The sequence below is a fragment of the Oerskovia gallyi genome (genome assembly GCF_014836745.1).
Lineage (GTDB): Bacteria > Actinomycetota > Actinomycetes > Actinomycetales > Cellulomonadaceae > Oerskovia > Oerskovia paurometabola.
In genome coordinates this window covers 42,277-57,550 of record NZ_JACSQE010000004.1, presented here as the reverse complement: position 1 = coordinate 57,550, position 15,274 = coordinate 42,277, and the positions used below count along the sequence as shown (strand labels likewise).

At 72.2% G+C, this 15,274-nt stretch carries 11 protein-coding genes; 7 read left to right on the top strand and 4 right to left on the bottom strand.

Translation table 11 applies throughout. The annotated features are described in order from the left end of the window. Positions 1 to 155 precede the first annotated feature (155 nt). Positions 156 to 1,994 (top strand): ABC transporter ATP-binding protein, encoded by a 1,839-nt coding sequence (locus tag H9640_RS06010; protein ID WP_204807195.1) that lies wholly within the window; start codon positions 156 to 158, stop codon positions 1,992 to 1,994. Next, positions 1,991 to 3,862: an ABC transporter ATP-binding protein gene (locus H9640_RS06005; protein ID WP_191789821.1), complete on the top strand. Its 1,872-nt coding sequence runs from the start codon at positions 1,991 to 1,993 to the stop codon at positions 3,860 to 3,862. Before H9640_RS06010 ends, H9640_RS06005 begins: the two co-directional genes overlap by 4 nt. Before the next feature lie 223 nt (positions 3,863 to 4,085). On the opposite strand, the gene H9640_RS06000 is transcribed toward H9640_RS06005, so the two are convergent. Continuing rightward, positions 4,086 to 5,654 carry a GmrSD restriction endonuclease domain-containing protein gene (locus tag H9640_RS06000; RefSeq protein WP_191789820.1) on the bottom strand — a complete coding sequence of 523 codons (1,569 nt, stop codon included), beginning with the start codon at positions 5,652 to 5,654 and terminating at the stop codon, positions 4,086 to 4,088. Positions 5,655 to 6,033: 379 nt separating this feature from the next. Here H9640_RS06000 and H9640_RS05995 point away from each other — a divergent pair, with 379 nt between their 5' ends. The 5 genes from H9640_RS05995 (at position 6,034) to H9640_RS05975 (ending at position 11,813) form a co-directional block, all read left to right on the top strand. Then, entirely contained in the window at positions 6,034 to 7,044 is a 1,011-nt protein-coding gene (locus tag H9640_RS05995; protein WP_318243673.1) for a LacI family DNA-binding transcriptional regulator, read from the top strand. A 170-nt stretch (positions 7,045 to 7,214) separates the two neighbouring features. Then, a complete protein-coding gene (locus tag H9640_RS05990; protein WP_191789818.1) occupies positions 7,215 to 8,504 on the top strand; it encodes an ABC transporter substrate-binding protein in 1,290 nt (429 codons plus the stop codon). A gap of 157 nt (positions 8,505 to 8,661) precedes the next feature. Beyond that, complete coding sequence (locus tag H9640_RS05985) at positions 8,662 to 9,567, top strand: carbohydrate ABC transporter permease (protein ID WP_191789817.1); 906 nt, start codon at positions 8,662 to 8,664, stop codon at positions 9,565 to 9,567. Further along, positions 9,564 to 10,478 carry a carbohydrate ABC transporter permease gene (locus H9640_RS05980; protein ID WP_191789816.1) on the top strand — a complete coding sequence of 305 codons (915 nt, stop codon included), beginning with the start codon at positions 9,564 to 9,566 and terminating at the stop codon, positions 10,476 to 10,478. The genes H9640_RS05985 and H9640_RS05980 overlap by 4 nt, the downstream gene beginning before the upstream one ends. An 87-nt stretch (positions 10,479 to 10,565) precedes the next feature. Then, on the top strand, positions 10,566 to 11,813 hold the full coding sequence (locus tag H9640_RS05975; protein WP_191789815.1) for an AGE family epimerase/isomerase: 1,248 nt from the start codon (positions 10,566 to 10,568) through the stop codon (positions 11,811 to 11,813). Here H9640_RS05975 and H9640_RS19595 read toward each other — a convergent pair. From H9640_RS19595 to H9640_RS05960, 3 genes are read right to left on the bottom strand one after another with little or no spacing between them, the layout of a single operon-like run. Next, positions 11,798 to 13,888: an ABC transporter permease gene (locus H9640_RS19595; protein WP_191789814.1), complete on the bottom strand. Its 2,091-nt coding sequence runs from the start codon at positions 13,886 to 13,888 to the stop codon at positions 11,798 to 11,800. The genes H9640_RS05975 and H9640_RS19595 overlap by 16 nt on opposite strands. A gap of 37 nt (positions 13,889 to 13,925) precedes the next feature. After that, entirely contained in the window at positions 13,926 to 14,774 is an 849-nt protein-coding gene (modA, locus tag H9640_RS05965) for a molybdate ABC transporter substrate-binding protein (RefSeq protein WP_318243672.1), read from the bottom strand. After that, on the bottom strand, positions 14,771 to 15,175 hold the full coding sequence (locus H9640_RS05960) for a TOBE domain-containing protein (protein ID WP_191789813.1): 405 nt from the start codon (positions 15,173 to 15,175) through the stop codon (positions 14,771 to 14,773). Before H9640_RS05960 ends, modA begins: the two co-directional genes overlap by 4 nt. Between the last annotated feature and the right edge of the window lie 99 nt (positions 15,176 to 15,274).

The following is a 15,274-nucleotide window of genomic DNA, read 5'->3' as shown; positions in this document are numbered from 1 at the left end:
CCGTGCACCAGCAATCGTTCGTCGAAAGGTTGCGGAAAGACCTCCGGGAGCGCTATGGGCGGTGGGCTCGGATAACCGCGCTGCTGCCGGCGGCAGGCTTTCCGATCCTCGCTGGAGGATTCCTGCTGGCATTCCTGCTGGGTGCGCTCCCACTGTTGTTGATCGTCCTGCTGGGCCGTGTGCTGTACCTACTGCCCGGTCTGACCGGAGGGGGAGAAGCGGGGCCGTTCGTCGAGACGTTCGCGGCCGTGGTGGTCGTGCTCGTCGTGCAGCAGATCCTCGCCCCGTTCCTCACAGGAATCGTCGAGGTCGTCGCCCGGCGCGTCGACGAGCACTGCGTCCGCAGGATGCTCACGGCCGCGTTGCGGGACGCCGACGCCACGACGCTCGACGACCCCGAGGCGCTCGACCTCCTTGCCGACGCGCGCAGTGCCTTCTCGCGGCAGGACCTCAGCCCCGGTGACGCGGCCGCAGCGCTGATCCCGCTCGTCTCCCGCTATGTGCAGCTCGTGGGTGCCGCGATTCTCGTCGGGATCGTCGTGGGGCCCCTCGCCGGGGTCCTGATCCTCACGACGGCCCTCGTCGTGCGATTCGGCAACCGTCGTGGTCTGCGGCAGTTCGCCGGCGTGTGGAACTCGTTCGCCGGCTCGCGCCGACGCACGGGATACCTGCGTGACCTCGGCACGACAGGCACCGTGACGAAGGAGGTCCGTCTGCTAGGGCTGCTCGGCTGGCTGCGGGGGCGTCTGCGGGACGAGACGCTCGAGGGCTTGAGGCCCCTCTGGGCCGAACGCCGACGGGTGCTGTTCTGGCCGTTCGTCGTCTTCGCGGGGGTGGCGCTCGCAGGGGGCACCGCGGTGCTCCTGCTCGTCGCTGCCGACGCCACGTCGGGCGAGCTGGACCTGTTCGCACTGGGCGTCGCACTCCAAGCAGTGCTCATCCCCATGCGCTTCGGCGTGTACTTCCCGGAGGCGGACGTGCAGACGCAGTACGGCATGTTCTCGCACGACGCGCTCGAACGTTTCGAGCGCATGTCCCTCGCCGTGGGCACCCAGGGCGGCGGGGTGGCACCGGTCACCGCGGTTCCCCCGGCGTTCCGTGCGGTCCGCTTCGAAGGCGTGTCGTTCCGCTATTCCGATGACGGGCCATGGGTCCTGCGTGACCTCGACCTCGAGCTGATCGCCGGCCGGTCGACGGCGATCGTCGGGCTCAACGGCGCAGGAAAGACAACCCTCGTCAAGCTCCTCGCGCGCCTCTACGAGCCGAGCGAGGGGCGTATCACCGTCGACGGGGTCGACCTCGCGTCCTTCTCACAGGACACCTGGCACCGGCGCCTGGCCCTCATCTTCCAGGACTATGTGCGGCTCGAGCTCCCGGTCCGCGAGAACGTCGCCTGGGGGGCCCCGCACCTTCACGACGACGAGGTCGCTCTGGCGGCAGCGGTCGACGAAGCCGTGCGTGCGGCCGGAGCGGACATCGTGGTCGATCGGCTCTCGAACGGCCTCGACACCGTCCTCGCATCCGGCTATCCCAGCGGTCAGGACCTGTCCGGCGGTCAGTGGCAGCGCGTCGCTCTTGCCCGCGCTCTGCTCGCGGTGGGGGCAGGGGCACGCGTCCTGGTGCTCGACGAGCCGACGGCGCAGCTCGACGTGCGGGCCGAGGCGGAGTTCTTCGACCGGTTCCTGGCTCCCGGCGCGGTGGGGGCCTCCGAGGACGTGACGAGCGTCGTGATCTCGCACAGGTTCTCGACGGTGCGGCCCGCGGATCGGATCGTCGTGCTGGAGGGCGGCCGGATCGTCGAGCAGGGCGACCACGCCGAGCTGCTCGAGCTCGGTGGACGCTACGCCGAGCTGTTCGAGCTACAGGCTCGCAGGTTCCGCGCAGACCCAGACGCCCGGCAGCCCGCCCCGTACGACCCCGCCGATCCGTCCGATCAGACGTCCCTCGGTGCGGGGGCCGGAGAACCCAACCACACGACCGGAGCTGCCCGATGAGGCTCGTCCTGACTGCTGCCGCCTTCCTGCTTGGGCACGCCTGGCGCATCGACCGGCGGCGCTTGCTCGTCGCGAGCGTCCTGCTGATGATCGGGTATCTCGCGGCGCCGCTCGTCGGGGTCGCGCTCGGCGCTTTCACGGGTGCGGCGCTCGACGCCGACACCTCACGGGCCATGACTCTGGCGGTGATTGTGGTCGTCCTGCTGGTCGCTGAGCTCATGCTCGGGCACTTCGCTCACCTCTCGTACTTCGAGGTCGGGGAGCTCGAGCAGATGGCGTTGACGGACGACATCGTGCGTATCGTTCACGGTGGTGACATCGCTCGCCTCGACGACCCGTCCTTCACGCAGCGCGTCACGACGGTCACGGAAGCGGTGGTGCGGATCCGCGGTGCGCTCGAGTCGACGTTGCAGCTTGCAGGCATGACCCTCCAGGTGGTCGTGACCACCGTGATCCTGGGCGTGGTCGAGCCGTGGCTCCTCCTGCTCCCGCTCGCCGCGGTCCCGCCCGTCCTTCTCGCGAACCGTGCGCAGAAGGTGCTCGACGTGGCTCGCGAGGGGTCGGCACCCGACATCCGGTTGGCGCGCCATCTCGTGACGGTCGGGACCTCCGGCGCGTCCGCCAAGGAGATCCGGCTGTTCGGGGCGCGACACCTGCTCGCCGCGCGCCATCACGACGCGTGGGCACGGACGACGGCGACCTTGTGGACGGCGCACCGCCGTTCGGCCGTGCTGCGTGCGGTCGGGCAGGTGTGGTTCGCACTCGCGTACGCCGCCGCAGTGCTCGTGGTGGTCAGCGGGGCGGCGTCAGGATCGGCTGCGATCGGCCAGGTGGTGCTCGTCGTGACGCTCGCGATCCAGGTGTCCGTCCAGGTGTCGGGAGCGCTCGGCCTCCTGGGAACGCTGCAGGGAGCCGGTGCGGTCGTCGAGCACATCCGTGACCTGCGCGGGGAGCTCCCGGACGTGGGCTTGGGTGCCTCGCGGCAACAGGCCGAGCTCGAAGACACCGTCGTGGAGCGCGGGACGCTCGGTGTACGGACCGGTGAGGCGCTCCGCGGCTCAGACGCCCTCCCGGCGTACGTGCCGGAGAGACTGCACGCGGGAATCCGCCTGGAGAACATCACGTTCACCTACCCCGGCGCCTCCCGACCCGTGCTGGACGGGGTGACTCTCGACCTTCCGGCCGGTGCGACCGTCGCGCTCGTCGGCGACAACGGTGCCGGGAAGTCGACGCTCGTCAAGCTGCTGTGCGGTCTCTACCGGCCGACGGGTGGCCGCATCCTGGTCGACGGGGTCGATCTTGCGGACATCGCCCCTGAGGCGTGGCACGCACGCGTGACCACGCTGTTCCAGGACTTCGCGCGATTGCAGCTCGCGGTCCGGGACAACGTCGGGGTCGGCGATCTCCCGCACCTCGAGGATGATGCCGCGCTGTGGCAGGCGCTGGGGGAGGCGCGGGCGCGAAAGGTCGTCGAGGGCCTGCCTGACGGCCTCGACCAGGTGCTGGGTCACGCCTACCGGGACGGCGTCGACCTTTCCGGTGGGCAGTGGCAGACCCTCGGGCTTGCCCGGACGCTCCTCCGTCCGGACCCTCTGCTCCTGGTGCTCGACGAACCGGCCTCGGCGCTCGACGCGACCGCGGAGCACGCCTTGTTCGAGCGGTTCACGGCGTCGGCCGAGCGCGCAGGTGCGCTCGCTGGAGGGGTCACTCTCTTCGTTTCCCACAGGTTCTCGACCGTGCGGGACGCGGACCGGATCGTCGTCCTCGACGCGGGGCGAGTTCGCGAGGAGGGTACGCACGAGGACCTGGTGGCCGAGCCGGACCTGTACGCCGAGCTGTTCGCGCTGCAGGCGGCCGCCTACCGCTGACGATCGGCGCCGCACGCCGCCTCCCGGGCGCCGTCCGTTCCACGTGTCGGCGCCCGGAGGTACGCACAGCACGAGTGGCCGGGGGCCTCGTCGCGCTCGCCCGGAGTCACGCGTCATCCCCGACCGGGCTCGGGCGGCGGGCGGAAGGGAGTGCCTGCGCCGGGCAGGGGGCGGTGGTCGCCGCGTCGCGGCTGGTCGGCCGGGTTGGTCACGGTCTCCGCGTCTACCACCACGCCCGCTTGAAGCCCGCCGCCTCCGCGTCCTTGCGGCTCTCGAAGCACACGTCGGCCTTGACGTCCCGGAAGTTCCACTCCTCGCCCCGCACGTAGTAGACGTTGGTCGCGCCGTCGATCTGGCGCACGTAGAGGCCCTTGACCTTGCAGTCGTCGGGGATCGGGGCCTGGCTCGGCGTCGCCTCGGGCGTCGGGGGTGCCGGGGCGGGAGGGGGTGGTGCCGCGACGGGAGGTGCCTCGGGCGTGGGGGTCTGCGTGGGGCGCGGCCGGGGCTTCTCGACCGGGGGGACGACGGGGTCGCGGGGCGCAGGGAGCGTGCTGCCGCTCGGCAGCGGCTCGCCCGGGCACGTCGAGAGGACGGCGACGAGGGCCGCCTTCTCGGTGCTGGTCACGCGTAGGCCGTAGGTGTACTTGACGCCCACCTGGCGTGCGACGTACGCGCAGCGGAAGGCCTCGTTCGGAGGGAGCCAGGCCGAGGCGTCCCCGTCGCCCTTCTGCTGGTTGAGGGTGCCGTCGACGACCAGGAGGTTGAGCGGGTCGTTGGCGAAGGCCTCGCGCCGTGCCGCGTCCCACGTCCGTGCGCCCTTGTGCCACGCGTCGGTCAGGGCGACCACGTGGTCCACCTGCACCTTCTCCGAGGACAGCGGGCCGCGCTCGAAGGCGATGTCGGTGCCGCTGTACGGGTCGGCGAGCAGGCCCGTCAGGACGACGCAGTCGTTCGTGCCGGGCCTGAAGGAGACCCCGGACATCGACCGGGTGAGCGCGTCGTTGCGGGTGTCGCACCCGTTGCCGTCCGTGTCGGCGAAACGGGCTCCGAACGCCTCGACCGCGAACGCGGCGGAGACGTCCCGGTCGCCGACCTCGAGCAGCGCGACCGTCGCGAGCGCCGACTGGGAGGGGGCTGCGGCCACGACGGCGTCGACGTCGAGGGTCGGGACCTCGAGGACGGCCGAGTTGGCCACCTCCAGGTAGTCCGGGGTCCGGTCCTCCGCGGGGTCCTCGACGGGTGGCGGAGCGGTGGTCGTCCTGGAGGTCACGGGGGTCGGCGGGGTGTCCGATCCGCCCTTCTGGGTGAGGGCGACCCCGCTCCCGGCGAGGGCCACGACGAGCACCGCGCCGCCGACCCAGAGCGCGGGCCCGGAGAGAAGTCCTTGCCGGGCGGGTCGCCCCGTCGAGGCGTCCCGGCGTGTCGAGGCTTGCTGGCGGGCCGAGGCGCGGGACGCCGTCGGGCCCGTGGGGGACGCGGGCCGAGCAGCCCGTCCCGGCGGGGCAGGGACCGGGGGCAGCGCCCGGACGGTCGACGCGGGCGCGTACGACGCGGGCTGCTCCTCCACGGCCGGGCGGACCTCGGCGAACGGCATGGCGGGGGACTTCTCACCCGACGGGTTCGCCGGGCGTGGGGCGTCGACGCCGAGCGTCCCGACGCCGAGGGGGAGGCGTTGCGTGCTGGTCGGCTGGACGGCGGGGCGCGTGTGCTGGGACCAGCGGTCGCCGTCGAACCACCGTTCCGCACCGGCGGCAGAGGGGTCGGGGTACCACCCCGGAGCGGTGCGACCCATGACGCCTCCTGCTGCTCTGGTCGCCTGCGTGCAACCCGCCGGCGGCGTCCTGGACCGACAGGGCGATCGAAGGCTAGCGGAGAGCGTCGGATGGTCACGAATCGGTCCGGCGTCCACCCGGGGCAGGGTGTGGACGCGGTGTCACGTCGAGGCTACGACGGAGGGTGCGCGTCCTGCTTGACAGCGCTGTCAAGATCGGGTCTACTCGCCCCAGGAGCGCCGGACGGTCCTGGCCGTCCGAACCGCGTCGTCGGCGACACGTCGAGGCGGAGCCAGTCGGGGTGTGGAAGAATCCCCGCCAGTCGAACCGTGCGGGGGTGTGCACATGGCCTCAGGAGGCCGCACTGCACGCGGCGGAGGTCGCCCGACCCTCGCCGCGGTGGCCGAGGCCGCGGGGGTCAGCCTCAAGACGGCCTCCCGCGTGCTCAACAACGAACCCAGCGTCTCCGAGGCGACCCGCCTCAAGGTGCGCACGGCCGCCGACGCGCTCGGCTTCCGGCGCAACGCCGTCGCGGCGGACCTTGCACGCGGCGGCGGCTCCCGCCTCGTCGGGTTCGTGACCGGGGACATCGCCAACCCCTTCTACTCGGACCTCGCGGGAGGGATCGAGCGCGAGCTGCGCAAACACGGGCTCCAGCTCATCACCACGAGCTCCGACGAGGACGCGGACCAGGAGCGCGAGCTCATCGACGCGCTGATCGAACGCCGCGTCGCCGCCCTGTTCATCGCTCCCACCGCGACCGACCACTCCTACCTGCACGCCGAGCTCGCGAGCGGCGTGCCCGTCGTCTTCCTCGACCGCCCGCCGAGCGGGATCGAGGCCGACACCGTCGTGCTCGACAACCGTGCCGGCGCCGCCGCCGCGACCCGGCACCTGCTCGCGCAGGGGCACCGCCGGATCGCGCTCGCCGGAGACCTGTCCCGGCTGTGGACGTTCCGCGAACGGCACGAGGGCTTCGTCGCCGCACTGCGCGACGCCGGGATCGAGGACCCCGAGCGCTACGTGCGCGACGGGCTGCACGACGCCGCGACGGCCCGTGAGGCGGTCCAGGGGCTCCTCGCTCTCGACGAGCCCCCCACCGCGATCCTCACCGCCAACAACAAGATCACCCAGGGGGCGCTCCGAGCGCTGCGCACCGTCCAGGGCGCGCGCCGCGACGTCGCCCTCGTCGGGTTCGACGACTTCGAGCTCGCGGACGTCCTCGACGTGACCGTCGTGGGCTACGAGATCTCCGCGATGGGTCAGGAGGCCGCGCGTCTCGCGGTCGACCGCATCGAGTCGCCCGGGGGCGCTCCACGGCTGCGCGTCGTCCCGACCGTGCTGATCCCCCGGGGTTCCGGGGAGATCGCGCCGCGCCTGGCGGCGGTGGAGGTCCCGGCCCGGCGATGACCCGACCGGGGTGAGCGTCAGGCCGGCCGCTTTGTCGTCGTCGTCCTCTTCGACCCCCGCGGATGTCTCTCGCAGGTAACGATTCGGCGTACCTCTTTGACAGGGGGAGAGGTGCGGTCTTACGTTCGACCTGTTCCTGACAGCGCTGTCAACGACGAAAGTAGGACCCCATGCGTAACGGATTACGCGTCGCCGGGGCACTGGTGGGCACCGCAGCCCTCCTGGCCCTCGCGGCTTGCAGCGGCGACTCTGGTAGCGATTCCACCTCGGGTGGCTCGGGGGATGCCGCAGGCGGTGACGTCGAGGTCTTCACCTGGTGGGCCGCCGGTTCCGAGAAGGCCGGCCTCGACGCCCTCGTCTCGGTCTTCGACGAGCAGCACCCCGACTACACCTTCGTGAACGGCGCGGTCGCCGGCGGCGCCGGATCGGCCGCCAAGGACCTGCTCCAGACCCGGCTCCAGGCCAACGACCCGCCGGACACCTTCCAGGCCCACGCGGGCGCAGAGCTCACGGACTACATCGACGCCGCCCAGATCGAGGACATCTCCGACCTGTACGACGAGTTCGGGGTCACGGACGTCTTCCCGCAGGACCTCATCGACCTCCTCACGGTCGACGGCAAGATCTACTCGATGCCCTCCAACATCCACCGCTCGAACATGGTCTGGGCCAACCCTGCGGTCCTGACCGAGGCGGGCCTCGACCCCGCCGCGACCTACGCGACCCTCGACGACTGGTTCGCCGCCCTCGACGCGGTCCAGGCCACGGGCAAGACCGCCCTCTCGGTCGGCCAGACCTGGACCCAGGTCAACCTGCTCGAGACGGTCCTCATGGCCGACCTCGGTGCCGAGGCCTACAACGGGCTCTGGGACGGCACGACCGACTGGGAGAGCCCCGAGGTCACGGCCGCGCTCGAGGACTTCGAGAAGCTCATGAGCTACACCAACACCGACCGCGACGGCCTGGACTGGCCCGAGGCCACCCAGCTCGTCATGGACGGCGACGCCGCGTTCAACGTCATGGGCGACTGGGCCGTGGCGGCGTTCGAGGAGGCCGGCAAGACGGCCGGCACCGACTTCACCTACTTCCCGGTCCCCGGGACGGACGGCATGTTCGGATTCCTCGCCGACTCGTTCACGCTCCCCGTGGGAGCCAAGAACCCCGACGGTGCCAAGGCCTGGATCGAGACGGTCTCGAGCCTCGAGGGCCAGACGGCGTTCAACAAGGCCAAGGGCTCCATCCCGGCCCGCACCGACGCGAACCCGACGGACTTCTCCGAGTACCAGCAGACCGCCATCACCTCGTTCGCGGACGACACGATCGTGCCGTCGCTCGCGCACGGCGCGGCCGCCTCGGTCGCCGTGCTCAACGCCGTCTCGGACGCGACGAGCAAGTTCACCTCCGGCGCCTCCGACCTGGCGCAGTACCAGGCCGACCTGGCCGCTGCCGCCGCCGAGTAGGGCGCGGGGCGGGCCCGGCGCGGGCACCGCCCGGTCACGTCCCGTACCCGCGGCTTCCCGCCGCACCGCCTCGTTCCCCGCCGCACCGGTCGGCGGGCGCTCCCGCACCCCCGCGGCGAGCGCCCCGGACCGTGCCCGCACCCTTGGAGGATCACCGGTGATCCACTCCGCCCGACGCTGGGGGCCGCCTCTGCTCCTCGTCGCCCCGTCCCTGATCCTGGTGGGGGTGTTCGTCTACGGCCTCATCGCGATCAACTTCTCGACCTCGACCACGGACATGCACAAGGCCGCACAGTCCACGGGTCAGGCGCCCGTGTCCAGGGTCGGCTTCCAGAACTACCTCGACCTCCTCGCGAGCCCGGAGTTCCAGCACTCGCTGCTGAACCTGCTGATCTACACCGTGGTCTTCCTGGTGGGCACCATGGTCATCGGCTTCGTCTGGGCCTGGCTCCTCGACAAGCCCGTCAAGGGTGAGGGCTTCTTCCGCGCCGTCTACCTGTTCCCCATGGCGGTCTCGTTCATCGCCTCGGGCGTCGTGTGGCGCTGGCTCCTCAACTCGAACCAGGACGAGAAGGCCAGCGGCCTCAACCGGCTGTTCCAGATGATCGGGCTCGACGCGCTCCAGAACGACTGGTGGAACAACGTCACGTTCGGCATCGCGGCCATCGCGATCCCCGCGATCTGGCAGCTCTCCGGCTACGTCATGGCGCTCTTCCTCGCAGGGTTCCGCGGCATCCCGGAGGAGCTGCGCGAGGCGGCCCGCATCGACGGCGCGAGCGAGTGGAAGCTCTACCGCTACGTGCTCTTCCCGCAGCTCACCCCGATCGCGCTGTCCGCGCTCATCATCGTGGGCCACATGTCGCTCAAGGCGTTCGACCTCATCATGTCGATCTCCAAGCCCTCGAACTACCAGACCAAGGTCCCCGCGGTCGACATGTACGTCTTCAAGTCGAGCTTCGACTACGCGAACGCGGCCGCGGTGGGCGCGATCCTGCTCATCATCGTGGCGCTCGTGATCGTGCCCTACCTGATCTCCCTGAACCGCAAGGAGAAGATCCGATGACCACGGTCACCACCCCTGTCGAGGCGACGGCACCGGGCTCGGGCTCGGGGTCCGGCGCCGCCGGCTCGCGTCGTCGCAAGAAGCCGGTCGAGCGGTTCTCCGTGGCCCGTACGCTGCGCTACGCGCTCCTGATCCTGTTCGTGCTCGTCGTGCTCGTGCCCGTCTACGTCCTGCTCGTCACGAGCTTCAAGGGACCGGGCGACGCGGCGCCGACCCGCGCGTGGAACCTGCCGCAGGTGTGGACCACGGAGAACTGGCAGGCCGCGTGGACCGCGCTGTCACCCGCGATCCTGCGCACGCTCCAGATGGTGATCCCGGCCGCGCTCATCTCGGCGTTCCTCGGGTCGCTCAACGGGTTCGTGCTCTCACGCTGGCGGTTCCGGGGAGCGAACCTCGTCTTCACGCTCATCCTCTTCGGCATGTTCATCCCGTATCAGGCGGTGATCATCCCGCTCAACCAGCTCGTCCTGAGCCTCGACCTGCCGAGCGGCATCCCGACGCTGATCGTGCTGCACGTGATCTACGGCCTGCCGATCACGACGCTGATCTTCCGCAACTACTACCAGACCGTCCCGAGCGAGCTCATCGAGGCCGCGCGCGTCGACGGGGCGGGCATGCTGCGCACGTACTGGTCGATCGTCCTGCCGCTGTCGATCCCGAGCTTCGTGGTCGTGCTGATCTGGCAGTTCACGTCCGCGTGGAACGACTTCCTCTTCGCGGTGTTCTTCTCCTCGAGCCAGAACGGCCCGGTCACGCTCGCGCTCAACAACCTCGCGAACGGTGCGCTGCTGCAGAACTACGGCGTCTCGATGGCGGGGGCGCTGTTCGCCTCGCTCCCGACCCTCCTGGTCTACATCCTGCTCGGCAAGTACTTCATGGGTGGGCTCATGTCCGGGTCGGTCAAGGGCTGAGGCGGGCATTCGACGGGCATTCGACGAGCAGGGGCCCGTCCGGGGAAGATCTCGGACAAGGACGACGAACGGGGAACGATGACGGTCATGGACGAGCCGGCACGCACGACGGGCGGGGCCGCGTGGCGTCACGACGAGCTGCGCAGGCTGCTCGCCTTCGCGCAGGCGTCGCTCGGGCCCGACGGCGGGGCGCGGTGGCTCGACGCCGACGGCGTCCCCGACGCGCGCGAGCCCGTGCACACGTGGATCACCGCACGCATGGCGCACGTGTACGCGCTCGGGACCCTGCTCGGGGTGCCCGGGGCCGACACGCTCACGGACCGGGCCCTCGACGGGCTGCGCAGCCACCTCGCCGACCCCGTGGACGGCGGCTGGTTCGCCTCGCGCGGGCCGGGCGACGCGGTCGACGACACCAAGAGCGCCTACGCGCACGCGTTCGTGGTCCTGGCCGCGTCGAGCGCCACGATCGCGGGACGGCCCGGGGCGCGCGAGCTGCTCGACGACGCGCTGCGCATCCTCGACCAGGAGTTCTGGGAGGCGGACCAGGGCATGCTGCGGGACGAGTGGGACCGTGCCTGGACCGTGTGCGCGCCCTACCGGGGGGCGAACGCCAACATGCACGGCGTCGAGGCGCTGCTCGCCGCGCACTCGGCGACCGGCGACGCCCTGTGGCTCGAGCGCGCGAGCGCGATCGCGCAGCGGGTCGTCGGCTGGGCCGCCGAGCGCGACTGGCGGGTCGTCGAGCACTTCGACGCGGCGTGGCGGCCGCAGCCAGAGCTCAACGTCGACCACCCCACCGACCAGTTCAAGCCGTACGGGTCGACGCCGGGCCACGGTTTCGAGTGGGCGCGCCTGCTGCTGCAGCTCGACGCGGCGCAGGCGGCGCAGGACTCCGGGGTCGCCGTCGCACCGGGGGCCCGCCTCGACGCCGCCCGCCACCTGTTCGACCGCGCCGCGGCCGACGGCTGGGACCCCGAGGAGGGCGGGTTCGTCTACACCGTGAACTGGTACGGGCGACCTGTCGAGCAGCGCCGCTTCCACTGGGTCGCGGCCGAGGCGATCGCGGCCGCCGAGGTCTTCGCCCGGGTCACGGGCGAGGAGCGGTACGCGCGGCTCGCCGACGACTGGTGGGCGTACGCGCGGTCTCACCTCGTCGACGTCGAGCGGGGCTCGTGGCACCACGAGCTCGACGCCCACAACCGGCCGTCGGCCGAGGTGTGGGGCGGCAAGCCCGACGTCTACCACGCGGGGCAGGCGCTCCTCCTCGCGGACGTGCCGGTCACGGGGAGCCTCGCGGAGTCGGTCCGCGCCTGGCGCGCTCAGCGCGTGGAGTAGACCTGCACCTCGGCCGCCTTGACCACGAACCACACGCGTTCGCCCGGTGCGAGGCGCAGGTCGGCGACGGACGTCGGGGTCAGGTCGGCGGCGCGGTGCCCGACGGCGTCGCGCACCTCGCGCGGTCCCGTCGCCTCTCCCCAGGCCCGGAAGAGCTGCCCGTGCGGCTCGAGCGACGTGATCGTCACCGCGAAGGCGTTGCGCGGGCTGCCCGACGGCGCCTCGCGGTGGATGGCGACCGCCCGGGGCTCGAACATCGCTACCGCGGGGTCCCCCGCGACGAGGCCCTCGTCGTCGGCGACGACCCCGGCCACGACCTGCGTCGTGGTGGGGGCGGGTGGGGTGCCCGCGCTGCTCGTGCCGGTCGCTGCGTCACCTCCCGCGCCGAGCCGCAGCCCGCCGTCGTCGGTCGCGGTGCCCGCGAGCAGGTTGATCCCCGCCAGGCGCGCCGCGAACCGCGACCGCGGGCGGGTCAGGACCTCGCGCGCCGGCCCGTCCTCGACGACCCGGCCGTGCTCCAGGACGACCGCGCGGTCGGCGAGGAGGAGGACGTCGAGCAGGTCGTGCGTCACGAGCAGGGTCGTGCGGGGGTGGGCGCGGTGGGTGTCGTGCAGGGTGCGGCGCACCTGCTGCGCGACCCCGACGTCGAGCGATGCGAGCGGTTCGTCGAGCAGCAGGACGCGGGGGTCGGTCGCGAGTGCTCGCGCGATCGAGACCCGCTGCGCCTGGCCGCCGGAGAGCTCGCGCGGCCGGTGCCCGGCGAGGTGCTCCGCGTCGAGCTCGGCGAGGCGCTCGCGGGCCTGCGCCCGGGCCTCACGCCGGGTCGCACCCCGGGCGCGGAGCCCGAACGCGACGTCGTCGACCGCGTCGAGGTGCGTGAAGAGCAGCGGTCGCTGCGTGAGCCAGCCGACGCCGCGACGCCGAGGCGGGACCGCGGTGCCCCGTGCGGTGTCGGTGAGGACGGCGCCGTCGATCGAGACGCGCAGCTCGTCGGGGCACCCCGACCGGGTGCGGCCGCTGTGGGGGAGGAGGCCGGTGACGGCCTGGAGCAGGGTCGACTTCCCGGCGCCGTTGGGGCCGAGGACCGCGACGACCTGGCCGGGCTCGATCGTGAGGTCGAGGTCGACGCCGCGCTCCGCGAGGCGGACGCGCACGCGCACCGGTGCACCGGGACTGACGGACCCGCCCGCCGAGGGCGACGCGCCGGTCCGTCGAGGGTGACGCGCCCCGTCACCGTCGGCGGAGATCGCGTCACCGTCGGCCGGTTTCCCGTCTCCCTCGGCGGGGGTCGCGCGGCCGAACGGCCCTCCGTGCACGGCCGCCGTGACGACGACGGCCACGACCACGAGCAGGAGCGACAGCGCGACGGCGGCGTCGGGGTCTGCGCTGCGCTGGAGGTAGATCTCGAGCGGCAGGGTCTGCGTGACGCCCTGGAGCGCCCCGGCGAACGTGATGGTCGCGCCGAACTCCCCGAGGGCGCGCGCGAACGCGAGCACCGCCCCGGACACGAGCCCGGGCAGGACGAGCGGCAGGGTCACGCGGCGCAGCACGGTCGTGGGGGAGGCGCCGAGCGTCGCGGCGACCTCCTCGTAGCGCACGTCGTGCGTCCGCAGCGATCCTTCGAGGCTCAGCACGAGGAACGGCAGCGCGACGAACGTCTGCGCCATGACCACCGCGGTGGTCGTGAACGCGACCTCGATCCCCAGGACGGACAGGTGCTGGCCGATCAGCCCGCGCCGCCCGAACGTGTAGAGCAGCGCAATGCCTCCCACGACGGGCGGCAGGACGAGGGGGAGCAGCACGAGCGCACGGGCCACGCGCTGCCCCGGGAACGTGGTCCGCGCGAGGACGAGGGCCATGGGTGCGCCGAGCAGCACGCAGCACACGGTCGCGACGAGCGAGGTCCGCACCGAGAGCCACAGGGCGTCGGTCGCGGTCGGTGAGGTGAGCAGGTCCCAGATCCCCCCGAGGCCCCCGGAGACGTCGAGGCGCGCGACCATGGCGACCACGGGCACGACGACGAACAGGGCCCCGAGGATCGCGGGGGCCAGGACCCAGCGGGGGAGCCCGCGCATCAGGTGGCCTCCCTGGTCCTCGCGGGGTCGTCGGGCCTCACGGCGCCCCGAAGCCCGCCTTCGCGAGCGCGGCCTGGCCGACGGGCCCGGTCACGAGGTCGAGCCACTCCTGTGCCAGTGCGGCGTCCGCGGCGCCGGAGGTCACGGCGATCGGGTAGGTGTTCAGGACGGTCTTCGTCTCGGGGACGTCGACCACCTCGACGTCGTCGCCCGCGAGGGTCGCGTCGGTGACGTAGACGAGCCCGGCGTCGGCCTCCCCGGCCGTGACCTTGGCGAGCACGTCCGTCACGCTCGCCTCCTCGCTCACGCGGTGGACGGTGGTCCCGGCGGCGGCCTCGACCTTGGCGGTCGCGGCCCCGCAGGGCACCTCGGCGGCGCACACGACGACCTTGAGGTCCTCGCGCGCCAGGTCCGCGAACGACGTGATGCCGCCAGGGTTCCCGGCGGGCACGACGACCGTGAGGGTGTTGGTCGCGAAGACCACGGGGTCGGCGGCGTCGCCGCCCTCGACGACGCGCCCCATGTTCGTGGTGTCTGCCGACGCGAACACGTCGCCGGGGCTCCCGGCGAGGAGCTGGTCGGCGAGGTCGGCCGACCCTGCGAACGACAGGGCGACGGTCACGCCGTCGTGGTCGGCCTCGAAGTCCGTGGCGAGGTCCGCGAACACGTCGCGCAGCGAGGCGGCGGCGAGCACGGTGAGCGTCTGCTCGGCGGCGGGCGCGGAGCCGGTGTCTCCGGGGTCCGCAGTGCCCGACGGCGCCGCGCACCCCGCGAGCGCGGCCACCAGCAGGGCGGTGGTCCCCGCGGTGAGCGTGCGCAGGGCGGGGCGTGCGGCGGGATGCGTCGTGGTGCGGGGGGCGGTGCGGAAGGGGAAGGTGCGGGTCACGCGAGGCCTCCTGGCGTCTCGACGATCACGGTGGTGGCCTTGACGACGGCGACGGCGAGACTCCCCGGTTCGAGACCGAGCTCGTGGACGGCCTCGGTGCTCATGAGGGACACGACGCGCTGTCCGCCGCACAGCATCTCGACCTGGGACATCACGGTGTCGCTGACGACGCCGGTGACGATGCCGACGAACCGGTTCCTGGCGGAGCGGGCGACGCCCGAGGGGTCGGGCGCGGACTGCGCGGTGCGGACAGCCCACTCGGCGAGCTGCGCGCCGTCGACGACCTTGCGACCGGAGCCGTCGAGCGTCGCGTCGAGGTCTCCGGCGTCGACCCAGCGCCGCACGGTGTCGTCACTGACGCCGAGCAGGTCGGCTGCTTCCCTGATCCGATAGTGCGGCATGAGGACGACTATAGGCCCGCAGATGCGGATTGCCGGACTGGTCGCGTGACGGTTGAGCACCGGTTCCAGCGCATATGCCCGATTTGGCGGCCCGGGCGT